15 protein-coding genes are annotated in these 23,231 nt (G+C 64.2%); 14 read left to right on the top strand and 1 reads right to left on the bottom strand.

Features of this window, described 5'->3' with window-relative positions:
- The first annotated feature begins 29 nt into the window (after nucleotides 1-29).
- The 10 genes from ACZY0Q_RS16920 (at nucleotide 30) to ACZY0Q_RS16965 (ending at nucleotide 16,846) form a co-directional block, all read left to right on the top strand.
- Nucleotides 30-2,459 (top strand): phosphoketolase family protein, encoded by a 2,430-nt coding sequence (locus tag ACZY0Q_RS16920; protein WP_463918606.1) that lies wholly within the window; start codon nucleotides 30-32, stop codon nucleotides 2,457-2,459.
- 1 nt (nucleotide 2,460) lies between these two features.
- Nucleotides 2,461-5,721 (top strand): beta-phosphoglucomutase family hydrolase, encoded by a 3,261-nt coding sequence (locus ACZY0Q_RS16925; protein WP_463918607.1) that lies wholly within the window; start codon nucleotides 2,461-2,463, stop codon nucleotides 5,719-5,721.
- Complete coding sequence (locus ACZY0Q_RS16930; RefSeq protein ID WP_463918608.1) at nucleotides 5,718-6,782, top strand: type II glyceraldehyde-3-phosphate dehydrogenase; 1,065 nt, start codon at nucleotides 5,718-5,720, stop codon at nucleotides 6,780-6,782. Before ACZY0Q_RS16925 ends, ACZY0Q_RS16930 begins: the two co-directional genes overlap by 4 nt.
- Nucleotides 6,779-7,030 carry a DUF2933 domain-containing protein gene (locus ACZY0Q_RS16935; RefSeq protein WP_104062024.1) on the top strand — a complete coding sequence of 84 codons (252 nt, stop codon included), beginning with the start codon at nucleotides 6,779-6,781 and terminating at the stop codon, nucleotides 7,028-7,030. Before ACZY0Q_RS16930 ends, ACZY0Q_RS16935 begins: the two co-directional genes overlap by 4 nt.
- Nucleotides 7,027-7,707 (top strand): methyltransferase family protein, encoded by a 681-nt coding sequence (locus ACZY0Q_RS16940; protein ID WP_104062023.1) that lies wholly within the window; start codon nucleotides 7,027-7,029, stop codon nucleotides 7,705-7,707. Before ACZY0Q_RS16935 ends, ACZY0Q_RS16940 begins: the two co-directional genes overlap by 4 nt.
- A 90-nt stretch (nucleotides 7,708-7,797) precedes the next feature.
- Nucleotides 7,798-8,727, top strand: a complete 930-nt coding sequence (locus ACZY0Q_RS16945) for a DMT family transporter (RefSeq protein WP_463918609.1) — start codon at nucleotides 7,798-7,800, stop codon at nucleotides 8,725-8,727.
- A 99-nt stretch (nucleotides 8,728-8,826) separates the two neighbouring features.
- A complete protein-coding gene (locus ACZY0Q_RS16950) occupies nucleotides 8,827-10,491 on the top strand; it encodes an ABC1 kinase family protein (protein ID WP_463918610.1) in 1,665 nt (554 codons plus the stop codon).
- 133 nt (nucleotides 10,492-10,624) lie between these two features.
- Entirely contained in the window at nucleotides 10,625-12,754 is a 2,130-nt protein-coding gene (locus tag ACZY0Q_RS16955) for an NUDIX domain-containing protein (protein ID WP_463918611.1), read from the top strand.
- A gap of 185 nt (nucleotides 12,755-12,939) precedes the next feature.
- Nucleotides 12,940-13,434, top strand: coding sequence for a universal stress protein (locus ACZY0Q_RS16960; RefSeq protein WP_463918612.1), 495 nt, complete (start codon nucleotides 12,940-12,942; stop codon nucleotides 13,432-13,434).
- 607 nt (nucleotides 13,435-14,041) lie between these two features.
- Nucleotides 14,042-16,846: a cation-translocating P-type ATPase gene (locus ACZY0Q_RS16965; protein WP_463918613.1), complete on the top strand. Its 2,805-nt coding sequence runs from the start codon at nucleotides 14,042-14,044 to the stop codon at nucleotides 16,844-16,846.
- A 103-nt stretch (nucleotides 16,847-16,949) separates the two neighbouring features.
- Here the strand turns inward: ACZY0Q_RS16965 and ACZY0Q_RS16970 are convergent, their stop codons facing one another.
- Entirely contained in the window at nucleotides 16,950-18,005 is a 1,056-nt protein-coding gene (locus ACZY0Q_RS16970; protein WP_463918683.1) for a zinc-dependent alcohol dehydrogenase family protein, read from the bottom strand.
- 252 nt (nucleotides 18,006-18,257) lie between these two features.
- On the opposite strand from ACZY0Q_RS16970, the gene ACZY0Q_RS16975 reads away from it, so the two are divergent.
- The 4 genes from ACZY0Q_RS16975 to ACZY0Q_RS16990 all read left to right on the top strand — a co-directional run bounded on the left by ACZY0Q_RS16975 (nucleotide 18,258) and on the right by ACZY0Q_RS16990 (nucleotide 22,607).
- Entirely contained in the window at nucleotides 18,258-18,695 is a 438-nt protein-coding gene (locus ACZY0Q_RS16975; protein ID WP_463918614.1) for a DUF1003 domain-containing protein, read from the top strand.
- A 798-nt stretch (nucleotides 18,696-19,493) separates the two neighbouring features.
- The gene (locus ACZY0Q_RS16980; RefSeq protein ID WP_463918615.1) at nucleotides 19,494-20,696 is read left to right on the top strand and encodes an alpha/beta hydrolase; all 1,203 of its coding nucleotides are present in this window, start codon (nucleotides 19,494-19,496) and stop codon (nucleotides 20,694-20,696) included.
- A 51-nt stretch (nucleotides 20,697-20,747) separates the two neighbouring features.
- A complete protein-coding gene (locus ACZY0Q_RS16985) occupies nucleotides 20,748-21,530 on the top strand; it encodes a serine hydrolase (protein WP_463918616.1) in 783 nt (260 codons plus the stop codon).
- Between the two features lie 120 nt (nucleotides 21,531-21,650).
- Complete coding sequence (locus tag ACZY0Q_RS16990) at nucleotides 21,651-22,607, top strand: L-lactate dehydrogenase (protein WP_463918617.1); 957 nt, start codon at nucleotides 21,651-21,653, stop codon at nucleotides 22,605-22,607.
- The last annotated feature ends 624 nt before the right edge of the window (nucleotides 22,608-23,231 follow it).

Genomic DNA, 23,231 nt, shown 5'->3' on the forward strand with positions numbered 1-23,231 from the left:
GTTACTCTCACAGACAGACAGGACCTGCCATGACAGATCATCAGCAGCTGCAAACCCGGGTACCCGTGCTCAGCCCGGACCAGCTGGACCGCATTCATGCCTGGTGGCGGGCGGCGAATTATCTGTCCGTGGGACAGATCTATCTGATGGACAACCCGCTGCTGCGCGAGCCGCTGCGCCCGGAGCACATCAAGCCGCGGCTGCTGGGCCATTGGGGCACCACCCCGGGCCTGAATTTCATTTACGCCCATCTGAACCGGGCCATCATGGACCGGGATCTGGACATGATCTACATCATGGGTCCCGGGCACGGCGGACCCGGCCCGGTGGCGTCGGCCTGGTTGGAAGGAACGTACAGCGAAACGTACCCGGATATTTCCCGGGACCTCCAAGGGATGAAGCGGCTGTTCCGCCAGTTCTCCTTTCCCGGCGGCATCCCCAGCCATGTGGCCCCGGAGACACCGGGGTCCATCCACGAGGGCGGGGAGCTCGGATACGCGCTCTCGCACGCCTACGGCGCAGCGTTCGATAACCCGGACCTCATCGTGGCGGCTGTCATCGGTGACGGGGAAGCAGAGACGGGCCCGCTGGCCGCGAGCTGGCACTCCAACAAGTTCGTGGACCCAGGCCGGGACGGCACCGTCCTGCCGATCCTGCACCTGAACGGCTACAAAATCGCCAACCCCACGGTCCTGGACCGGATCAGCCATGAAGAGCTGGACTCGCTGCTGCGCGGGTACGGCCACACACCGTATTACGTGGAAGGTTCCGACCCGGAACAGATGCACCAGGACTTCGCCCGGACCCTGGACGCCTGCCTGAACGAGATCCTTGAGATCAAGCGTGGCGCGCGGGAGGACGGCCGAACGGAACGGCCCCGCTGGCCCATGATCGTCCTGCGCTCTCCCAAGGGCTGGACGGGACCGGCTGAAGTGGACGGGCTGAAGGTGGAGGGAAGCTGGCGTTCGCACCAGGTGCCCTTCACCCAGGCCCGCGAAAACGACAGCCACCGTGCCGTGCTGGAGCAGTGGCTGCGCAGCTACCGCCCCGAGGAACTCTTCGACGACGCGGGGGCGCCGGTGGAGGCGGTCGGCGGGTTGCATCCGGTCGGGGGGCGGCGCATGAGCGCGAACCTTCACGCGAACGGAGGGCTGTTGCTGCGGGACCTGCGCATGCCAGAGTTCGCCGACTATGCCGTGCCGGTGGCGGATCCCGGCACCGGGGCCGTGGAATCCACCCGGGTGCTGGGCACGTTCCTGCGGGACATCATGGCGGCGAACATGGACAATTTTCGGGTCTTCGCTCCGGACGAAAACAACTCCAACCGGCTGGGGGCCATATTCGACGCGACCGACCGGGCCTGGAATGCCCGGACCGTTCCAGAGGATGACCATCTCGCCCGCGACGGGCGGGTCATGGAAATCCTCTCCGAACACACCTGCCAGGGCTGGCTGGAAGGGTACCTGCTCTCGGGCCGGCATGGCTTCTTTTCCTGCTACGAGGCGTTTATCCACATCGTCGACTCGATGTTCAACCAGCACGCCAAGTGGCTGACCACGACCAACGACATCCCGTGGCGCCGGCCGGTCGCCTCCCTGAACTACCTGCTGACCTCCCACGTGTGGCGGCAGGACAACAACGGGTTCTCGCACCAGGACCCCGGATTCATCGACCATGTGATCAACAAGAAGACCGACGTCATCCGCGTCTACCTGCCACCGGACGCCAACACGCTCCTGTCCGTGGCCGACCACTGCCTGCGCAGCCGCCAATACGTCAACGTCATCGTCGCCGGCAAGCAGCCGCAACTGCAGTACCTGGACATGGAGCAGGCGATCGTGCACTGCACCAAAGGCATCGGCATCTGGGACTGGGCCAGTTCAGATGCGGACGGGGAACCCGACGTCGTCATGGGCTGCGCCGGTGATGTGCCGACAATGGAGACCCTCGCCGCCGTCGACATCCTCCGCGGGCGGTTCCCGGATCTGAAGATACGGGTCGTCAACGTTGTTGACCTCATGCGCCTGCAGGATGACACGGAACATCCCCATGGCCTGTCCGGGCGGGACTTCGATGCCCTGTTCACAACCGACATACCGGTCATCTTCGCGTACCACGGCTACCCGTGGCTGATCCACCGGCTCACGTACCGCCGCACAAACCACGGCAACATCCATGTCCGCGGCTACAAGGAAGAAGGCACCACCACAACCCCCTTCGACATGTGCGTGCTCAACCAGCTAGACCGGTTCAACCTGGCCATCGACGTCATCGACCGGGTGCCCAGGCTGAAAGACGTTTCGGCGCATGTGCGCGAGGAACTCAAGAACAAGCTCATCGAGCACCGGCAGTACATCCGCACCCACGGCGAAGACATGCCGGAAATCCGGAACTGGGAGTGGACGTCCGCACCGGGTCCCGCCAACAACCCGGCTGATGACGTAGCGGAACCGGAGTAGCATGACGGACGTCCATGCGGGCGGCAGCCGCCCCTCCAGTGAATCCGGGCATGGCGCCGCATTGCCTTATCAGGCGGTGCTGTTCGATATGGACGGAGTCGTCACACAGACCGCCGCCGTGCACGCGGCAGCCTGGAAGCAACTCTTCGACTCGGTCCTTCAGGACCCCCGGCTCGCCGGGCGCCCAAGGAGGGATCCGTTCGACGACGACGCGGACTACCGGCGGTACGTCGACGGCCGGCAGCGCGAGGACGGAGTCACCGCCTTCCTGGCCTCCCGCGGCGCCCGACTTCCCGCCGGCAGCCCGGACGACGGGCCGGACATCTGGTCCGTCCACGGACTCGGCGCCCGCAAAAACGACCTGTTCCTGGAGGCCGTGACACGCAATGGCATCCGGGCCTACCCCGGGACCACCGCCCTGCTGGCCCGGCTGCATGCCGCAGGCATCCCCGTGGGCTTGGTCACCGCGAGCCGCAACGCCCGAGCCCTGCTGGCCGCTGCCGGCCTTGACACCGGATTCGACGTCATCATCGACGGACAGACCGCCGCCGAACAGAGCCTGCCGGGCAAGCCCGACCCGGCCATGTTCCTCGAAGCAGCCCGCCGCCTCGGCGTGGCACCCGGGCACGCCGCGGTTATCGAGGACGCCGCCGCCGGGGTGCAGGCAGGACGCCGCGGCGGCTTCGGTCTGGTCGTCGGCATCGACCGCGCCGGGCATCGGGAACAGCTGGAACTGGCCGGCGCCGACATTGTCCTCGGCGACGTCTCTGAGCTGGACCTGGGGGTTTCACGCACCGATCCGTGGACGCTGGTCTACGAAGGGTTCGATCCTGCACACGAAGGCCACCGCGAGGTGCTGACCGCCCTGGGCAACGGGTACATGGCAACACGCGGAGCCCAGCCGGAACACCGTGACGACGGCGTCCACTATCCCGGGACCTATCTGGGCGGCGTCTACAACAGGACGACCAGCACCATTCACGGCCGCGACCTGGAAGAAGAGCATCTGGTCAACGTCCCCAACTGGCTGCCCGTGGATGTGCGCATCGGCGCCGGCCCGTGGTGGTCCACGGGAGACATACCTGTCGCCGGGGAACGAAGCGAGCTCGATCTGCGCCGGGGCCTGTTGACCCGCCGCGCAACCCTGACCGGCCCGGACGGGGAACAGCTCACCCTCGTGCAGAGGCGGCTGGTCTCCATGCACAATCCCCACCTGGCCGCGCTGGAGACAACCCTGACGGCCCACGCCTTCAACGGGACAGTGAGTATCCGGGAAGGCATCGATGCCCGCGTGGCCAACACCAACGTCCGCGACTATGCCGGCACCGGGCAGCAGCACCTGACTGATCCTGAATTCACCGAAGTGGATGCAGGCGTTCTCCTGTGCGCCGTCCAGACCAGCCAGAGCAGGATACGCATCGCCCTGGCCGTCCGGACGGTGTTCGACGGCGCCACGCCGGCAACGCCCCGGGACGCCGAGAGCGACGGCAGACGGTACCAACGGCAGTTCGACCTCCGGCTGACCGATGGAGAACCGGCAACCATCACCAGAACCGCGTCGCTGGCGACTTCCCGCGACGGCGCCATCTCTTCGCCCGAGACCGCGGCCCTGGCCGGACTTTCCCGCAACGACGGCGACTTCACCGCAGTGCTCAAGGACCACGAGGCGGCCTGGCAGCGCCTGTGGGAGCGGTTCGGGATCAGCCTGGACGGCGACCTGCAGGCCCAGCTGGTCCTCAACCTGCACGTGTTCCACCTGCTGCAGACAATCTCCGTGCATACCGCAGCCCTGGATGCCGGCGTGCCGGCCCGCGGCCTGCACGGGGAAGGCTACCGCGGCCACGTCTTCTGGGACGAACTGTTCGTCTTCCCCGTGATCGGGCTCCGGCTCCCTGACGTCAGCCGGGCCCTGCTGGAGTACCGCTGGCGCAGGCTGGATGCTGCCCGGGCCGCCGCACGCGCCCAAGGCCTTCAAGGGGCGCTCTTCCCGTGGCAGAGCGGCAGCGACGGACGGGAGGAAACACCGCGCCAGCTCTACAACGCCCGGTCCGCCCGCTGGATGCCGGACAACTCCAGCCGCCAGCGGCACGTCGGACTCGCCGTCGCCCACAACGCCTGGCAGCATTTCCAGGCCACCGGGGATCGGGACTGGTTGGCGGCCCGCGGCGGGGAACTGATCATCGAAGTAACGAGGATGTTCGCCTCGCTGGCCACCTATGATCCGGAAGAGGACAGGTTCCACATTTCAGGGGTGATGGGACCGGACGAATACCACGACGGGTACCCGGATCTGCCCGGGACCGGCCTGCGTGACAACGCTTACACCAACGTGCTTCTCTCCTGGCTCTGCGAACGCGCCGCCGATGTGCTGGCAGAACTCGCGGGTCATGCCGGCGATGACCTCACCGAGCGGCTGTACGTCACCGAGGAGGAAATCAGCCACTGGTCCAGGATCAGCCGCCGACTTGCTGTGTCGTTCCATGCCGACGGAGTCATCAGCCAGTTCGACGGTTATGAAGACCTGGCTGAACTTGATTGGGCGCGCTATCGCATAATGTATGGCAACATCGGGCGGCTCGATTTGATCCTCGAAGCCGAAAACGATACCACCAATCGGTACAAACTCGCGAAACAGGCAGACGTCCTGATGCTGATCTACCTGCTGGGGCCGGCAGGGGTGATCAGGCAGCTGCACCGGCTCGGCTATCCGTTCGCGGAGCCAGATCTGGTGCGCACCGTGGAGTACTACCTGGCCCGAACCGCGAATGGATCAACGCTCAGCCGGGTGGTGCACGCCTTGGTACTGGCCCGGATTGATGAATCCCGGGCCTGGCAGGTCTTCCGTGAAGCCCTGGTCGCCGACCTGGACGACACCCAGGGCGGCACGACCAGGGAAGGCATCCATCTGGGCGCCATGTCCGGGACGGCCGATGTCGTCGCCCGGGCTTTCGCCGGCCTGCAGACGGAGGCCGGCGCGTTGACCTTTTCTCCCCGGCTGCCGGCCCGGCTGGGAAGCGCCCGGTTCCAGATCCTGTACCGGGGCCACCGCATCGATGTGTCCCTGGGCGCGGAAAACCTCCGGATCCGGCTGCAGCCCTGCAGTGCACCCGCTGTGCGGATCGGCGTCGAAGGAACCTATGCACAGCTCGCCGGCGGGGAAGACCTGAACTTCCCCCTGACGCTAAAGAACGCAAGATCCGCAGGGCCGGAAAACTGCCATCAACAAAACACCGCAACCGCAAGTGGGAAGGCATACCAATGAGTAAGACCAGAGTGGCCGTCAACGGATACGGAGTCATCGGCAAGCGGGTAGCCGACGCCGTCCTGTTGCAGCCGGACATGGAACTGATCGGCGTCGCCGACATCATCACCGACTGGCGGATCCGCTCCGCCGCGGGACGTTTTCCCCTTTTCGCATCCACCGCCGAAGCACGGGACGCCATGGACCAGGCAGGCCTGAGCATCTCCGGAGGCCTGGATGACCTGCTGGCCCAGGTGGACGTTGTCGTGGATGCGACACCCAAACATGTGGCGGCCGGCAATCTGCCCCGTTACCGGGCGGCAGGGGTGAAAGTCGTCCTGCAGGGCGGTGAATCCCATGACACCACCGGTCATTCATTCGTGGCGCAGGCCAACTATGACAGCGCACTGGGCCGGGACATGACCCGTGTCGTCTCATGCAACACGACCAGCATCGTCAGGGTACTCGGTGCCCTGCAGGAAGCGGGCCTGCTGGCCAAGGCCCGCGGAGTCCTCATCCGCCGCGCAACCGACCCCTGGGAATCACATCTTGGCGGGATCATGAACACCATGGTCCCGGAAGCGAAAATTCCTTCCCACCAGGGCCCTGACGCCCGGACCGTCCTGCCCGATCTGGACGTCGTCACCATCGCGGCCAAGGGTGCCCACACCCAGACCCATAACCATTACTGGACTCTCCAGCTCACCCGCACTGCCAGCAGGGAGGAGGTCCTCGCAGCGCTGCGGGCCGCACCGCGGATAGCCTTCATACGGATGGCTGACGGGCTCGTCGCGCTGAACTCGACCATCGAACTGATGAAGGATCTCGGCCGGCCCCGCGGGGACATGTGGGAAGTCGCAGTCTGGGAGGAACTTGTCACCGTTGAAGGAGATGAGGCCTACCTGACCTATCAGGTCTACAACGAGGCCATCGTCGTACCCGAAACCATCGACGCCATCCGCGCCCTGACAGCGTCCGCCCCGGACGCATTGACATCGATGACGATGACCGACTCAACGCTGGGCATGAGGCAGGACTTCCTCGCCGAGCATCTGCCCGTCCTGCCGGGAGGCCAGCCATGAACCACGACCACCAGCATTCGGGCGGCAGCCAGCCCGGGACGCCGCCTCCCGTGCAGCCCGTTCAGGACCGCAGGGCCCTGTATCTGCGTGGCGGGCTGACCGTCCTGATCATCATCGCCGTGTTCTACCTGCTGACTAACCACTGGCTGCACGTGCTGGACGCACTGCCCTACATTTTCGTCGTGGGGATGCTTGGCATGCATCTGTTCGGTCATGGAGGCCATGGAGGCGGGGGTGCTAAATCATGACAAGTGATGACTCCGGGTACAACCTGTGGTTCCTAGTGATTCTGAACTCCGCCATATTCATTGTTTTCGCTTTCAGCTTCGTCAAACCCAAAACGAAACTCGACTGGCGGGCCTTCGGCGGGTTCGCCGCGTTCATCGTCGCGTTGTTCACGGAGATGTACGGTTTTCCGCTGACCATCTACTTCCTCTCCGGCTGGCTGGGCAGCCAGTTCCCAAATCTCAACCTCCTGACCCATAATTCAGGGCATCTGTGGCAGGACCTCATGGGCTGGCAAGGAGATCCGCATCTGAACCCCCTGCACCTGCTGAGCAACGTGCTCATAGCCGCCGGCTTCATCCTGCTCTATCAGGCATGGCGCGTTTTGTATGCGGCACAGACGGAGCACCGGTTGGCGGTCACTAATATCTACGCCCGGCTCCGCCACCCGCAGTACCTGGGGTTCTTGACAATCATGTTCGGTTTCCTGCTGCAGTGGCCCACCCTCCTGACTCTGATCATGTTCCCGATCCTCGTTGTCGTCTACCACCGCCTCGCCAGACACGAAGAGAAAAACATGGCCGCCGAATTCGGAGAGGACTACCTCGCCTATGCCCGCAACGTTCCAGGCTTCATCCCCCGGTTCGGCAAGAACAAAGGGGTACCGCGCGTTCACGGCGGCACTGACCATCCTCAGTAGCCATGCTTCGGCTTGCGGGGCACCGCCGACCAAGCCGTGCGAAGTGCCGGCCGGAAGCCTTTCCGGGATTCTGGTGTCGAAGGAGCTGCTGTGCGCATACCCCAGGCACTAATTGGTGCCGGACAGGTCGGAGACCTGCGCCGGCCCAAGCCGGTGCGTATGTTATTGATCACGTTCGCCTGGGGCTCGTGCTTTCTGGCGATCAGTATCGGTCTGGCGGATGCCCCGCTGCTGTGGTTTGCTGCGTTGCGCGCGATCATAGCCGGCGGGGTGCTTCTCGCCGTTGCGGGATTCCGGCGGGAACCGACGCCGCGCGGGGCACGGACCTGGGCTTTGATAGCAGTGATGGGAATTGTGAATGTCACACTGGCATTCAGTGCCATGTTCGGCGGTCTGGCCGGCCTCTCAACAGGGGCCGCCTCCGTCCTGGCCAATGCCCAGCCCCTGCTCATAGTGCTTCCGGCCTGGTGGATATACAAGGAGCGAGTGTCAGCGCGAACGCTGGCAGCGATGGGGACAGGCTTCGCAGGGCTATTGGCAGTCGCCCTGCCCAGCGGAACTGGCACCGGTGCGTGGCTGTCCATCACCGCGGCTCTCGCGGTCACTGCCGGGACTTTGATTTCGAGGCAGATAAAGGCCGATGTCCTGCAGGTGATTGCATGGCATTTCCTGATCGGTGGCGCAATTCTTGCCGTCATCGCCGGGCTCACCGAAGGGGCACCGGCCATCAACTGGGGTGTGCGCTTCATCGGCATTCTCCTGTATGTCTCCCTCGTCGGCACCGCTGCGGCCTTTCTCGGCTGGTTCACAGAAGTCCAACAGTGCCGCCTGGACGCGGTCACGGCATGGACCTTCCTGGTTCCGGTGTTCGGCATCCTGTTGTCCATGGTTGTCTTGGGCGAACGCCAGAGCAGTTGGAGCTTGGCCGGCATGGGCCTGGTTCTGGTGTCCATGGTCGTCCTTGTGCTGCCGCGAAGACAGCCCACCCTGCAAAGACCTGAAAACTCCCATGGACAATAGACCGCGGCCCCGCCGCATGGAAAGGCAAGACGTGCAGGAACGTGAGGCACGCCCTTCCCCTTCGAAGACCCCCACATCACACGGAAATCAGAACGGACCATGACAACCAACATACGTGTCCACCGCTATCAGGAAATCGGCGAGGTTCTGGCCCGGCACGGGCTGGGCTTCCTCGTGGGCATCACCGGACTTGAGCGGTGGGTCCCGTTCCACCAGGGGCTCATGGGCCACGAACGAAGGGCCGAGCCGTACACGAATCCGGACCACTTGCGGTTGGCCCTCGAAGAACTGGGACCGACGTTCATCAAGCTCGGCCAACTCCTCTCCACCCGGCCTGACCTCTTGCCGCTCCAATACCAGACCCAGTTGGCTAAACTCCAGGACGCTGCCCCGCCGGTGCCAGGCGCAACGATCCGACAGGTAATCCGCGAAGAACTCGGGTCCGGACCGGACGAGGCGTTTGCGGACTTCACCCTCGAACCCCTCGCGAGTGCCTCTATCGGCCAGGCCCATGCAGCAACTCTCCACGACGGAACACCCGTCGTAGTCAAAGTCCGCCGGCCCGACGTCATTCCCACGATCGAGGCAGACCTGGATATTCTGCAGAACCTCGCGGTCCAGATCAGCAACCGGTGGGAGGCAGCGGGCGACTACAACCTCCCCGGCATAGCCGCGGAGTTTGCACAGACTTTACGGGCAGAACTCGACTATCTGCAGGAAGGGCGGAACGCGGAGCGATTCGCCGCGAACTTTGCATCCGACCCCGGCGTCCATATTCCCCGCGTCTTTTGGGAGACGACCACGTCCCGGGTGCTGACGCTGGAGCGGATTGTGGGGATGAAAGTCAATGATCTCGCGGCCCTGGACCGTGCAGGGATCGACCGGGCCGCGCTGGCTGTCCGGTCCGCGGGCACAGCCCTTAAAATGGTCTTTGAGGACGGGTTCTTCCATGCCGATCCGCATCCGGGCAACCTGTTCATCGAAGCCGACGGTCGCATAGGTCTCATCGACTTTGGCATGGTCGGCGAGGTGAACGACAAGCTCCGGGGCCAACTCGGCGTCCTGCTGACTGAATTGGCACGCAGCGACCCGGGCCGTGTCGGCTCCGCTTTGCTGGACCTTTCCGTAACCCGGCAGCCTGTGGACCGCAGCCGGCTGCGCGCGGACGTCACCCGGTTTATTGCCCTCTACGAAGGCCGCCCACTAAATCAGATCGAAATCGGGCCGCTGATCACCCAAGCGGTCGCGCTGATGCGCACTTACCACCTGCAGATGCCGCAGGAACTGGCGAAGCTCTTGAAGATGATGATCATGGCTGAAGGCATCGGAGTTGAACTGGACCCCGGCTTTAATTTGGGCGTGCTGCTTGCCCCCTATGCCAGGAAGCTGATGTTGGGCCGCTTTGCGCCGCAGGCACTTGCCAGCCGCATGGCCGCAGTCGGTGCTGACGCAGCGGAACTGGCCGGGGACCTGCCGGAGTTACTGCGTCGAGTCGTGGATACCCTCGACACGGGGTTGGAAGTCCATTTACGGGCCGCGGAGCTCGAACCCTTGGTCGGGCGGTTGGAACGCATCGGCAACCGTCTGGTAGCTGGCATGATTGCTGCGGCGCTGATCGGAGGTGTTGGGGCTCTGACGTCGGGGGACAAGGAACGCTGGGGAAGTTGGGAGAAACCATTAATGCGCGCCGGGCTGGGCGCGGGCGGTGCGCTTGGCGCTTATCTGGTCTGGACTTCACGGCGTGCAGGGGGATCACATCGATGAGGAGTCAAGATTCCGCACGCCGGACCGGATCCTGCGCCCCCTTACCCCCGGCGGGCTCGGCCCGACTGTTTCCGCCGCCAATCCGGCACGGTCAGGCTCAGCGAGATGAAATTGCAACAGCGAAGGATGCATTGTGAAGGATCCAGGCTGCGGTGCGGACTCGAAAGACACCGGAAGGGCCGCCTTTGCCCCGGACGGCGATCCCGGGGCGGCCAACGTCCAAGGGGGTATCACGTCTGCATCCATGACGGACTGTGCCCCCTGCGTTGCCCGGCCATCACCGCTGCCACAGCGGGTCGCGTCCATCCAGACAGCCATCGCCGCCGAGAGAGAACCACTGGTCGCCCTCACGCATCTGCTGCAGCTGTGCCGGGACGAGCACCCCATACTGCAGGAGCGGATCCAGGATGCCGGCTGCCGCGCTAAGGCGGAGCAGGTCACAGCCGGCGTCAGGTCCCTACTGCCCACCACATCGACCGGACCCGAACTGGGCCCTCAGGTTGCCGCTGCACTGGCGGCGGCACTGACCGCAGACGACGGCCTTCCCGCCGTCGCTGTCGCACGGCTACTGGCCGAACTCTTGGATGAACAGTACTGCCACGGCTTCCGCGAGTCCTTTCGCCGCCGGAGCCCTTACCAGCCGGGCGTTGGTGATCCTATCCCCCTGGACAGTCCAGACCTCCGGCATGTGACCGCGCTGACCGCGACCTCCCCGCCGTGGCGGCTGGCCAACCGCCTCGACGAGACCCGACACGTCCGGCTCGCCGGGGAATGGGCCACACAGTTCCAGGTCATCTTCGACTACAGCCTTGCCCGCGAGCTCACCGGGATCATAGATCGCAACACCGTCGTGGCAACCTGCCATCCCAACCGCACCCTGGCTGATTTCCACTTTCCGGCCGACGCCAGCGGGCGGACATTCCCTGTCGGCCCGAAGGATGAAGACAAACAGCACCAGGAGATCGACCGGCTGATCAGCGCGGCGGTCGCAAACGGCGCGAGCATTGTTGTCCTGCCCGAGCTCTGCGTCACCGAGTCCCTCGCCGCCCGCCTGCAGAGCTGGACATGCCGGACCGGCGGGCCCAAGATGCTCGTTGCCGGAAGCTACCACCACGACGACGAGCATCTTGGGTCGCCGCGGCGGCGTAACACGGCCGTCGCGTATTTGCGCGGCACCCCTGCCCCGTTGACCCAGGACAAGCACTCGCCAGCCGACCGGCCGGTCAAAGAAGGTATCCAGCCCCAAGGCTGGCCCCAGCTGCGGGTCCATGTCAGTGACGACGGATGGCATCTGGTACTGGCAATCTGCCGGGACCTGCTCAATCCCCACGCGGTGCATGCTCTGGCCGAGTCTGGCGTCAACCTCCTGCTGGTACCGGCGATGAGCGAGACCCTCGTTGCCTTTGGCGGCCCGGTGGCGAACCTCGTAGGATCCGGCCAGGCCTTCGTGGCGGTAGCAAACAACCCGGCTGATTTCTCAGAGGCGACTGACCTGACGGTCCACCGTCCTGCCCGTGCGTTGTTCGGCCATCCTGGCTTTGGGCAGTTGACCCGGCTGGTGCAGCCGGCCAATTCCGCTCCCGGAGTGGGGCTGCTGCGTGTACAAACCGGCCAACTTCAATGGCTGGACTCCGAGGCTGGCCGGACTAGGCTGACCCGCGGAACGTCCTTGCGGCCGCCGTGGGCCGACACGTTGGCCCGGCTGACCGGACCTGACCGTCCAGAACCGAACCGCCAGCCGACCCTGGTCACACTTAACCAGGCGGCGGTGCTTGTGCTGCTCACGGACAGCCCACAGGGCCCGTCCGTGCTCCTCACTGAACGGGCACCCGATCTAACCAACTACCCCGGGCAGCTGGTGTTTCCCGGCGGCGCTGCTGAAGACGGCGACCACGGGCCGGCCGCTACGGCGCTGCGCGAGGCCCGTGAGGAAACCGCATTGGACCCGGGCAGCGTGCACATTCTGGGCACTCTGCCCGCAATCGCCCTTCCCGAAAGCGGCTACATGCTGACGCCCGTCATCGCATGGTCTGAGGGGCCCATCTTCACCGGCACGGCCAACATAGCCGAGGTCAGCCATATCACCACAATTCCGTTGTACCAGAGGACAAAGACAGGGCAGCAGCGACAGGATCCTGCACCGGATGAAGAAACCTCGGCGGAACGCCAACCCGCGACGCTGGGAGCCGGCACAAGCGCGATACTTGACATGCTCAGAGGCATGCTTTGGGGCCCGATGAGCACCGGGGCAACGGAGCCATGACAGGGACGACGAATCACTCGCCGATAACCGCTGGTCCCTGCCTCAGGCCGCGGCACGGAAGAGGCTGCCCTGACTGGGCAACCCCTCACATCACCCGTCACCGGCAGGCTGGCCTGCGGCGTAGCATCCTCCTTAATTGCAATCTTCATCAGGTACCTTGCCGCTGAAACCTGTATGGGAGACTGATGGCAACCAGCCAGGCAGGACCCCAACGGACGGCGGAGATCATGGGCGACGGAGACGGATTCAGGATCGCGGTCGGGGTGGACGGCTCGGCGCAATCACGGTTCGCCCTCGAATGGGCCGTCACGGAGGCCCGTCTCCGCCACGGACAGGTACGGGCAGTAACCGCCTGGGAGTATCCTCCCGAGACCGCCGGGATGGAAGCGATGATCTGGGATAGCAACATTCTCGAGCCGACTGCCCGGGGAATGCAGACGGACATCTTGAAGGGGGCGGACACCGAAGGTGTCGACGTCACTGGTGACGTCGTCCAAGGGCCTACAGTCACCGTCCTTATAAATGCCTCCAAGGACGCCGACCTGCTAGTCGTTGGTTCCCGCGGCCACGGAGGATTCACCGGGCTGCTGCTCGGATCCGTGTCCACGCAGGTACTCCACCACGCCGCCTGCGCCGTGCTCGTAGTCAGGACCAGGCCAGGAGTACTCGAAGAGGGATGACATCTTCGGTCGAGGGGGTCGCCCCAGTGGGCCGGGTGCACTGTCGGCTGTATCTGCGGCTGCCATGCATCAGCGGGTTCCTGAATGAGGGAGGGCCAGGTCAGCGTTGAGGCCGCGACGGTGGAACCGGAACAGGACCTCGACGGCGAGGGCGCCGACGAGGCAGACCAGCACAGATAACTGTCAGGTGTTCTTGCCGAAGCACTGTGAAATCAAAGAAATCCCGCAGTGGAGGCACGGTCAGCAGGAGGACCAGGGCGGCGTACACGGCACCAAATGATCGCTACCCGCCAGCTGTTCAGCGGCCGCGAGAGAACGACTAACACCCACAGGGCGATCAGCGTCAGTACGAGAACGGAACCCGTGCGCGCCGCGGCGGTGCCGGAACCCGCCAGTAGGGAATACGCATTGATGGCGAGCACGCCTGTCCACGCGCAGGTCTGAAGTGAATCGTGCTTTCGCCGCGGCGTCGGCGTGTGCGCCTGGCCCGGCCGAGATGGCTCCCGGTTTGCAGCCCATGGGCAAAAGGCTGCAACGTTTCTTTCCTATACGCTGGGCCTCGCAGGATGTATGTCCCGCGGGCCAGTTCGTTGCGAGGAGTTTTTCCATGGTTTCCAACGATTCCCGCACTTCACGAGCGGGGACCTCCCCAGCGTCCGGGTCCGCCGGGCCGTCGTGGCATACGCTGTCGGCGGTCGACACCGCAGCGGCCCTCCGGACAGACCCTTCGGTTGGGCTGACCACAGCTGCCGCGGAATCACGGCAGCTGGAGCACGGGCCCAATGTGCTGGCTGAGGCACAAAAGAAACCTGCATGGAAAAAAGTACTGCGGCTCCTGGCGGGGAAGATGACTATCCTGCTGGTCGTTGCCGCCGCAGTGAGCGCCTCGGTCTCCCGGGAATGGGAAACGCCCGTCGTGATTCTGGCTGTCATCATCCTCAACACGGTTCTGAACTACGTTCAGGAGAGACGGGCTGACAGCAGTCTTGCGGCGCTGCGGAAGATGACTGTGGACACGTCCCGGGTGCGCCGGGACGGGGGCGAGCAGGAAATTTCCAACTCCGACCTGGTGCCAGGAGACATTGTGCTGCTGGACGCCGGGGATTCGGTCCCTGCGGACGGCCGACTGATCGAGGCTGTGAGGCTGCAGGTTGCCGAAGCCGCGCTGACCGGTGAGTCCCAGCCCGTGGACAAGACCACCCAGATGCTGACCGACGCGGATCTTGTGCTGGCGGACAGGACGAACATGCTTTTCACGAGCACCGACGTCAGCCGTGGGCGCGCCGTGATGGTGGCGACGGCTACCGGAATGGACACCGAGATCGGCGGCATCGCCTCATTGCTCGGTGGTGCGGGAACTGAGAAGACCCTGCTGCAGCGGCGGATCGATCAGCTTGCCGGGATGCTGACGATCGTCGCACTCGTTGTCGTTGCCATCGTCTTCATACTCGGATTGTCCCGGGGCCAGACCTGGTCCGATCTGCTGATCACCGCCGTCTCCCTCTCAGTAGCCACCATCCCGGAGGGTCTGACCGCCGTCGTCGCTTTCACTCTGAGCATGGGCGCTTCCCGGCTCGCCCGGCGCGGCGCCATCATCAAGCAGCTGTCCGCGGTCGAAACACTCGGCAGCACCACCCACATAGCAACGGACAAGACTGGGACGCTGACGCTCAACGAAATGACCGTTCGGCAGTTGCTCGTTGCCGGACGCAGCTTCCGGATCACCGGCAACGGCTATTCGACAGACGGCAAAATCCTGAGCAGCGATGGCGCCCCGCCCCCGGCGATGACGGATACCTTCCTGTCCATGGCGTTGTGCAACGATGCCTCCGTGAAGGACGGCGAACTCGTGGGAGATCCTACAGAAGGCGCACTCGTTGTACTCGCCGAGAAGGGCGGGATTGACGTCGAGGGTGCCCGAAAGGAGCACCCCCGTGTGGCGGAAATCCCGTTTGATTCGGACTACAAGTTCATGGCCACCTTCCACCGGCAGAACTTCACCGGCGGAGACACCACTCCCGCCCGCTTCCGCTGCTTCGCTAAAGGAGCACCCGGCGTACTGATGGAACGTGCCGATTCTGTCCTGACCGACACGGGGATCCGCCCGCTGGACGACGCTGACCGCCAGCGGATCCATGAGGAGGTCCAGGCACTGGCAGGGGAAGGTCTTCGCACGCTGGTAATCGCCGGGCGCCGGCTCGATTCGGACCTGCCGCAGGACCCCGATGAGCTCCGGCTCACGGCGGACCGGTTGACGGTATACGCCGTGGTTGGGATTGTCGACCCGCCGCGTCCCGAGGCCGCCGCGGCAATCGCCACGGCACGGGAGGCCGGGATCGAGGTCCACATGATCACCGGGGATCACCTGGTCACGGCCTCGGCTATCGCCGCTGGCCTGGGCATCCGCGGCGCGGCGGCGGCCGGGACTGATCTGGACCGGCTCGATGACGCACAGCTCACCCGCCGGGTCTCCGGATATGGCGTGCTTGCCCGGGTCGCCCCGGAACATAAGATCCGCGTCGTCAAGGCGCTGCAGGCCGGAGGGAATGTCGTGGCCATGACGGGCGATGGCGTCAACGACGCCCCGGCACTGAAACAGGCAGACATCGGCATCGCGATGGGTATCACCGGAACCGATGTGTCCAAGGGCGCGGCCAGAATGATACTGACCGACGACAACTTCGCCACCATTGTCATCGCGGTCGAGGTAGGCCGCGGGGTCTACGCGAACATCATCAAGTTCGTGAAGTTCCAGCTGACGACGGCGTGGGGCTTCGTTCTGATCTTCCTCACCGCCGGTGTGCTCGGCTTGGCCGGTGGCGCGCCGTTCACCGCCTTGCAGATCCTCTGGGTGAACATCATCATGGATGGGCCTCCCGCGTTGGCGCTGGGTGTTGACCCGGCGGAGCCGGACATCATGAAGCAGAAACCGCGGCCCGTTGGCGAACCGTTGCTGACCCGAGACCGTCTGCTGCGGATTCTTGGTCTCGGCACGGTCATGGCTGCCGGGACCATTGCCGTCCTAATGCTTGCTCCCGCCCTGTTCCCGGAAAGCTCAGCGGACCCGGCCCTGCCAACCACCCTCGCGTTTACTACCTTCGTCTTTTACCAGATATTCAACCTGCTCAACGTGCGCTCAGACTCCGGGTCCGTTTTCTCCAGGCAGACCTTCACCAACCGCAGCATCTGGGTGTCATTGATCGCTGTGATCGTACTCCAGATTATGGTGGTGAACCTGGATGTACTGCAGGGCCTATTCGACACCACGGCCATGAGCTCAGCCCAGTGGGGGCTGGCCCTCCTCGTGGGTTCCTCGGTTCTGTGGGCAGAAGAAACCCGCAAGACGATTGTCCGGCGGCGCAACCGCCGGCCTTCCGCGCCAGCGCCGACAGGCCCCGGCCGGCAGTCCTGAAGTACCCTGCCTCCCGCGGTAACAGAGCACGCCGCGGCTCCGGCGTCCCTTCCTATGCAGGGTGGGGGCCGGGGCTTTGGTTGTGTACTTCTTCGGTGATGCTTTAGGCGTTGAGCATCACCTTGAGCGCCTTTGTTTCGGCGGCCCGTGAAAAGGTGTCGTATGCCTTTTCGATGTCATTGAGATCGAACGCGTGACTCACGAATTGATCGACGGGCAGCTTCTTTTGCGCGACCAGCTTGAGTAGTGTGCCGGTGGTGTTGGTGTTCACCAGGCCCGTGGTGATGGTGATGTTCGAGATCCAGAGTTTATCCAGCGGCAGGTCCACCCCTTTGCCGTGTACGCCGGCGTTGGCGACGTGACCGGCGGGTCTGACGATGTCCAGGACCATGGCGAAGGTCTCCGGTATGCCCACTGCTTCGATGGCAACGTCGACTCCGAGACCGTCGGTAAGGGCCATCACTTGATCTTTCCAGTCGGCATCTGTCGACACGACGCTGTCTGTGGCTCCGAACCGTTTCGCCTGCTCCACACGGTTCCGGTCCACGTCGATCGCGATGATCCGTGCTGGACCGTAGAGCTGCGCGGTGGTGATAGCGGCGAGCCCGACGGGACCGGCGCCGATTACGGCGATGACGTCACCGGGCTTGACGGCCCCGTACTGCACGCCGATTTCGTGGCCTGTAGGCAGGATATCGGAGAGCAATGTTCCCGCTTGGGGGCTGACACTGTCGGGGATCTTGTAGACGGACGTTTCTGCATACGGGACGCGGACGAATTCGGCCTGTGTCCCGTCGATGAGGTGCCCGAGGATCCAGCCAATCCCGGAAGCCCCTTCGTCTCCAAGACAGTGTGAGAAGACTCCTTGTTTGCAGTAGTCACAATGCCCGCACGCGGAGATACACGAAATGATCACACGGTCCCCGATCGTGAGGCCTGCAACCGCGGATCCGATTTCAGTGATCGTGCCGACGCCCTCGTGCCCGAGGATGCGGCCTTCTTCGACGGCTGGAACGTCGCCTTTGAGGATGTGCAGATCAGTGCCGCAAATGGTCGTGGTTTCGATCCTCACGATGATGTCGGTCGGCTTCTGAATCCTGGGATCCGGTACGTCTTCCCATGCCCTCTGGCCGGGACCGTGATAAACAAGCGCTTTCATCGTCATTCCTTCGATCAGCCAAGGCGCTCCCGTTTGAGAGCTGCGTTCGGCGGCATCGCTGTTTTGCACGAGTTGGGCTAAGCGTATACCTCCGATTCGCGGCCCCTGAACTGTTGGCGGGTGTTGATCAGATACATGCGCGGAGCGCCACGGACCCGGGCAGGGCATCCCCGGGAAGACGCGGTGGGGGCAGCGGCCCATGCGGTGGCCTCGGTGCGCCACCGGTGCCCGGCCTGGGGCTTAGTCTGAGTAATGACCGATCAAGAGACGACCTGGCACGATAGACACAAAGCTTCCCTGACCGTAGGCCAACGCGCCGCCGACATCATGCGGAACGGGATGGGAAGCTGGCCCTTCGTGGGAAGCTTCATCGGCTTCATGGTCATCTGGGCCGCTATCAACACCTGGGCGCTGGCGACCAAGGCCTGGGACCCATACCCCTACATACTCCTGAACCTCCTGCTCTCCATGTTGGCGGGGCTCCAGGGTGCCATTCTCCTCATCGCCGCCAAACGACAGGACGCCATCGCCGCAGCCATGGCCCAACACGACTTCGACACCAATATCAGGGCAAAGGAAGAGATCGAACTTCTGATATCCATCAACCGTGAGCAACTGGAAATACTGCAGGAACTGAAGGAAATAGCGACTCTGGAGAGCCTCAACTCCGAGGGCCGGTCGGGCCCCTGAGAGCGGTCAGTACCGAATCTTGGCGTTCCTTCTCGGTGCCAAGGCGTAAAGGTTCAAGGTCCGCCCACGGAAGGGTTCCCGCCCTGGTTGAACAACCTGATGTCCAACGGCCCGGGACACTACGTCCGGCGACCCCTGCGGAAGGCTCGGAACCATCACCCTGTACGGGGGCGCGCCCAGCCTTGGCTGGTTGCGGAGCCACGGCCCACGATAGGTGGAGGTACGCTGAGGGCCGGTCAGGAGACTGTGCAGCCTGCGGCGGCTTTTTCTTTCGTCCGTCCCCACTCGCAGGATGTACTGCAGAAACTGTTTCCGGCCTGGACGGCAGCTCCTACGAGGTCGATTGGCGGGGCATAATCAGGAATTCGCTTGGTATAGGCGGTATTTCGTCCTGCAAAGTGCCCGTAGGCCCGGGGTCGACAGGTGGAGCTGCTGCTCTGGTAATGACCCCGGCAAGATGGCACGATGCGCATATGACTGAAAACGCGGGGTACCGTCCGGACCAGTCCGCTTCTGGCGACGGGGAAGAACACGGACGGACCGCTCATAAATACGATTCCCGAATGTCGCCCACGAACCAGATGCGCACTGTGGGCCAACGCCGCCGGGACTCCGAAGAGAAGCTGGAACAGCATCAGCGCGAGGCCCGGACCGTACTACACCAGACCGAAGGGTGAGCCTGTAGCCGGACAGCGACCGGCCCCATGGCACTAGGATTCGACTCCAACCACAACCCCAGGTGTTGTTGTTCAAGGCAACCAGGCAGACTGCCGCAACCTTAGAAGGATGTACGGTCACGTGGAGTCACCGAACAATCTGAATGCGCAGCACGTAGGTATCCACCACTTGCACGATGACGCGTCGATCAACTATCAGCTCAACCGGTGGGTTGCTTGGACCGGCGGGGATGCCCTCCCCGACATCCGCAGCATTGTTGGTCGATTGAGTGACTACGCCACCAACCGGCAGTTGTTCCTCGAGCTGGCCGAGTCGGCGCTCACCGAAGGGGACCTGCGCCGCGCCGCTTTCCATGTCCGAGCAGCCGAGTTCTTCGTCCGCGGCGACGATCCCGAGAAAGGACCGCTGCGGACTCGATTTGTCGAATTGCTGCTGCAGAGCCGCGGCATGGGCTACAGCAACCGCGACCGCGTCCCCTTCGCCGCCGGATGGCTGCCGGCATACCGCTTCGACGCCCTAGCGCCTGCCAAGGGCGCCGTCCTGGTCTTCGGCGGGTTCGACAGCTACATCGAGGAATTGTTTCCGATCATGGACGCGCTTCGGGCGCACGGTTGGGATGCTATCGGATTCGAGGGCCCAGGACAGGGCGGCGCCCTGGAAGAGGCCGGGTTGGCGTTCCGGGTGGACTGGGAGCGCCCGGTGGCGGCCGTCCTGGACTACTACCGGCTGACGGACGTCACCTTGTTGGGGATTTCGTTGGGGAGCGGCCTCGCTATCCGAGCTGCCGCCTACGAACCTCGCGTTCGACGCGTCGTGTGCGACGCCGTCCTGTATGACTTCCTCGAGGCCAGCCTCCGACAGGCCCCGGCAATGCTCCGCGGTGTCTTGGCAGGCCTACTGAAGGCGGGGGCTGACACCGCTGTCGACGCGCTGGCTCATCGCGCCATGCGCTACAGCCCGGTGCTCGAATGGGGGCTGCACCAAGGCATGCACGTCTTCGGCGTCGACAGCCCCTCCGCCTTCCTGAGAACCGCGGACCGGTTCGGCACGGCGGCCTATTCCGCTTACGTACGCGCCGACACGCTGCTTCTCGCCGGAGGCGAAGACCACTACATTCCCCAGCGCCAGTTCCACCGGCAGATGGCGGCGCTGACCGGCGCGCGGTCGGTGAGCGGTCACATCCTAACCGGCGCCGACGACGCCCAGAATCACTGCCACATCGGCAACATCGGACTCTCTCTGGAGCTCATCACGAGCTGGCTCGACCAGATGGATCGAATGGACAGCGAGCGTGCCCGAACCCGAGGCACCCGCTCCCCATAGTGGTTCGGCAGGTTCTGGCTCCAGACCGATGTGCCCTCACCCACCATTGGGATGCCGTCCACCACGATGTACTCCTCCGCCGAGGATCTGGGCCATGAGCTGATGGCACTGCTGGACGAGGGAAAGTACGGTGATGGTCGCATCCTTCAGCCCGAAAGCGTGGAGGCAATGTTCGAGCCACGGGTCCGGGTGGACGGGTCCAAGGGGTACGCCATGGGGTGGTTCACCCACCCGCTCGTGGAGTCGGTTGACCCTTCTGGAGACCCCGCCGCGGACCGGGATCTGCCGTTGCTGCTCGAGCATCAAGGCGAATGGGGCAACTCGCACACGTACCTGGCCATGGTTCCCGACTCCCGCCTTGGCGTCCCCCTGGCCATCAACGGAAACGACACGTCGGCCCCCTCACGGCTCAAGGCCATCGACACCAACATCCTGCGGATCCTCCACGGTCAGCTGCCAGTGCCGACGGTGGTGCAGGAGGACTGGCTGCAGCGCTACAGCTGGGCGGTCTCGCTGGCACTGCTCCTGGCGGAGCTGCTGAGCCTGTGGCTGGCTCTGTCGCTTCTAATCCGGCGACCCGGCCGGGCCCGGAAGCGGTGGTCTCTTCTGGCTTTGGCAGCCGGGGCCCTCGTGCTTGATGCGTTTGCGCCGTGGCTGTGCCTCATCTACGCCCCCGCCCGGTTCGACACCCACCTGTTCGTCATCATCCGCCAGTTCCCCGACGTCGGCGTCTCGCTGGTGCCGGTGCTTGGACTGGCCCTTATTTGGCCGGTCCCACGGACGGTGTGGCTGCTCCTGGGGTGCGGGCGAGACCACTTTGGTCAGCGGATCTAGAGCGATCTAGAGCCATGCTTACTTCTCCGCCGCAGGGGCTGCAGACTTCGTTCTGCTCTCCTACGTAAGATGAAGAAGCTGTGGGCGGTGCCGCCGCTCAGGCTCGGGAAAGAGGATCGCATGTCCGGATCGAAACTGGCAGTTGTCGGAGCCGGAAGCGTCGGCACTTCCTTGGCCTTCGCCGCCCTTATCCGGGGCTCCGCAAGCCAGATTGCATTGTTCGATGTCAATGCTGCCAAGGCCGAGGCAGAGGTGCTCGACCTCGCCCACGGAACCCAGTTCGCGGTGAGGGCAGCGGAAGTCACCGGCGGCGGGGACATCGCTGTCACCGAAGGCGCCGACGTCGTTGTGATTACCGCGGGCGCAAAGCAGGCCCCTGGGCAGACCAGACTGGATCTCGCAGGAACGAACGTCCGCATCCTCGAGCAGCTCATGCCACAGCTCCTGCAACGTGCGCCGGAGGCCGTCTATGTGCTGGTGACCAACCCATGCGACGTACTGACTGTCGCCGCGCAGCAGATTTCCGGCCTGCCTGCCGCCCGGGTCTTCTCCTCCGGCACCGTCCTGGACACCTCCCGCCTCCGCTGGCTGCTGGCCGGCCGCGCCGGAGTCTCCGTTGCCAGCGTCCACGCCAGTGTGGTGGGGGAACACGGCGATACTGAATTCCCGGTCTGGTCCGACGCCACGATCGGCCCGGTTCCCATCCGGCACTGGACGGTAGGCGGCGAGCTCGTCTTCACCTCCGAGTACCTCGCCGAAACCGCCCGTGAAGTGACCCAGGCGGCCTACAAGGTGATCGCAGGCAAGGGCGCCACCAACTACGCCATTGGACTGTCCGGAGCACGCATCGTGGAAGCCTTGCTGCGGGCCGAAAACGCAGTGCTTCCCGTTTCCACTGTGCTCAACGGGCCCCACGGACTGTCCGGGGTTGCATTGTCGCTGCCCAGCATCGTCGGGGCCGGCGGTGTGCGCCAAGTGCTGGAGTCCCCCATGGATGAAGGGGAGTTGGCAGCCCTTCATCATTCGGCCGACACGCTCCGGCGGACGCTTGCCAGCCTGGGGATCAGCGGACTGTAAGCCGCGGGACGGTTTGTGCAGCAGCCCTAGACATGTGACCAACAAGCGCAGCCGTAGTACGAGAGACTGTCCTGTGAATCGGGGCCCATGTGCCATGTTGGCTCGGTCCTTATCGCCCGTTGACAAGATGATGGGCGGACCGGGGACTGCGGAACCCACGCCGAACTCCACCAGTCTTACCCTATTCATCGGATGGCGCGCTCGGAGCACCACGAGTTGGGTCAAGGATCATCGATCTTGTGGGTTCCAGCGAAGGGAGAGAGCATCCCGTTGAGGGTTCCCCGAACGGACGCCTATTGGATGCGCAATAACCACCGATAAGTGGTCGAAGCTCTATGAGGCTGCTCTTCGGTAACCGAGGCTTTGATATCGGGCAACTAAGACCGTTCCGATGGTCGCCAGGAGGGGGATGGCCAAGAAGACTTGCGCGCCACCGCCTGCGTTCGCCACACCGGCTAACCCGATCCACCAGCAGAGTGCTGCAGTGAAGCGCAAAGAACAACCACGGATGTGCGTTTCACAGGCCGAGTCCCCCTATCCTGAGGGCTCTGCGATTGGCTGGCGTGTGTGGCCTTAGGGCCGTGCGCCGGATTGACCTGTTTGGCTTTCTGTCGACCCCGTCGA

Source organism: Pseudarthrobacter lactosi, from assembly GCF_055412785.1.

What these genes read in the sequence shown, in the direction of transcription:
- ACZY0Q_RS16920 (WP_463918606.1), top strand. Translation starts at nt 30, where the DNA reads ATGACAGATCATCAGCAGCTGCAAACCCGGGTACCCGTGCTCAGCCCG.
- ACZY0Q_RS16925 (WP_463918607.1), top strand. Translation starts at nt 2,461, where the DNA reads ATGACGGACGTCCATGCGGGCGGCAGCCGCCCCTCCAGTGAATCCGGG.
- ACZY0Q_RS16930 (WP_463918608.1), top strand. Translation starts at nt 5,718, where the DNA reads ATGAGTAAGACCAGAGTGGCCGTCAACGGATACGGAGTCATCGGCAAG.
- ACZY0Q_RS16935 (WP_104062024.1), top strand. Translation starts at nt 6,779, where the DNA reads ATGAACCACGACCACCAGCATTCGGGCGGCAGCCAGCCCGGGACGCCG.
- ACZY0Q_RS16940 (WP_104062023.1), top strand. Translation starts at nt 7,027, where the DNA reads ATGACAAGTGATGACTCCGGGTACAACCTGTGGTTCCTAGTGATTCTG.
- ACZY0Q_RS16950 (WP_463918610.1), top strand. Translation starts at nt 8,827, where the DNA reads ATGACAACCAACATACGTGTCCACCGCTATCAGGAAATCGGCGAGGTT.
- ACZY0Q_RS16960 (WP_463918612.1), top strand. Translation starts at nt 12,940, where the DNA reads ATGGCAACCAGCCAGGCAGGACCCCAACGGACGGCGGAGATCATGGGC.
- ACZY0Q_RS16965 (WP_463918613.1), top strand. Translation starts at nt 14,042, where the DNA reads ATGGTTTCCAACGATTCCCGCACTTCACGAGCGGGGACCTCCCCAGCG.
- ACZY0Q_RS16970 (WP_463918683.1), bottom strand. Translation starts at nt 18,005, where the DNA reads ATGAAAGCGCTTGTTTATCACGGTCCCGGCCAGAGGGCATGGGAAGAC.
- ACZY0Q_RS16975 (WP_463918614.1), top strand. Translation starts at nt 18,258, where the DNA reads ATGACCGATCAAGAGACGACCTGGCACGATAGACACAAAGCTTCCCTG.
- ACZY0Q_RS16985 (WP_463918616.1), top strand. Translation starts at nt 20,748, where the DNA reads ATGCCGTCCACCACGATGTACTCCTCCGCCGAGGATCTGGGCCATGAG.
- ACZY0Q_RS16990 (WP_463918617.1), top strand. Translation starts at nt 21,651, where the DNA reads ATGTCCGGATCGAAACTGGCAGTTGTCGGAGCCGGAAGCGTCGGCACT.